The 950-nt window shown below is 62.8% G+C and carries 1 protein-coding gene and 1 pseudogene; both read left to right on the top strand.

Going from position 1 to position 950, the window contains the following annotated elements; translation table 11 throughout:
• A partial coding sequence (locus EN935_RS41650; RefSeq protein WP_206534691.1) for a hypothetical protein occupies positions 1–206 on the top strand: 206 nt, incomplete at its 5' end.
• 140 nt (positions 207–346) lie between these two features.
• Positions 347–950, top strand: a pseudogene (locus EN935_RS37875) (RNA pseudouridine synthase); the annotation flags it as partial.

The raw sequence follows: 950 nt of genomic DNA, 5'->3' as shown, positions 1-950 counted from the left end.
TCGCCACGCAAGGCGGCAGCTTCGGCCTCCTTCAGCGCCAGCGCCATGAAATCGGGCCGCTTCACGCGATTTCCATTCCGATTATCTCCTCGCCACTCGCTGGAGCAAGTCCGTTTCAGAATGAACCGCACTTGCTCCAGGCTTTTGGTTTTCGTTTGTCCTTTCGGAAAAACCGGTCACCACTTTTCCCTGACAAACTCTGGTGATCCTGTTATTGAGCGCATGACCTCGAAAATCGGACTCGGTTTTCGGAAATGATCATGCGCCACATCAAAAATGCTACAGCGTTCGTTGCGCGCCCAAAAGGATGCGCCACGCTGTAGCAGCGCAAACGGACAAAGGCCACATGGACGACAACGACAAGAAATTCCGACCCAAGAAGGGTCCGGTCAGAAGCGGCTCGAAAGCCGCGGCACCGCGCAGCCGTGATGGCGCCGCCGGCAAAGGCGGCAAGCCGTCCTTTGGCGCCAAGAAACCTTACGCACCGCGTGGCGATCGGCCGATGGCTGCCGATAGCGAGCGGCCGAAGCGCGACTTCAAGGGCGGTGACAAGCCATTCAGCAAAGGTCCGCGCCCCGAAGGCAAGCCTTTTGAGAAGCGTGAGGGGCCACGCAAGCCCTACGCACCGCGCGGCGACCGCCCGGTGGCCGCTGAGGGCGAGCGCAAGCCCTATGAAAAGCGTGAGGGGCCACGCAAGCCCTACGCACCGCGCGGCGACCGCCCGGTGGCCGCTGAAGGTGAGCGCAAGCCCTATGAGAAGCGCGAAGGCCCACGCAAGCCCTACGCACCGCGCGGCGACCGCCCGGTGGCCGCTGAGGGCGAGCGCAAGTCCTATGAAAAGCGCGAAGGGCCGCGCAAACCTTATGCACCGCGCGGCGACCGGCCAATGGCGGCCGAAGGCGAGCGCAAGCCCTATGAAAAGCGCGAAGGGCCGCGCAAACCTTATGCAC

This window comes from Mesorhizobium sp. M7D.F.Ca.US.004.03.1.1 (assembly GCF_003998635.1).
Taxonomy (GTDB): domain Bacteria; phylum Pseudomonadota; class Alphaproteobacteria; order Rhizobiales; family Rhizobiaceae; genus Mesorhizobium; species Mesorhizobium loti.
This window is presented reverse-complemented; position numbering and strand designations above follow the sequence as displayed.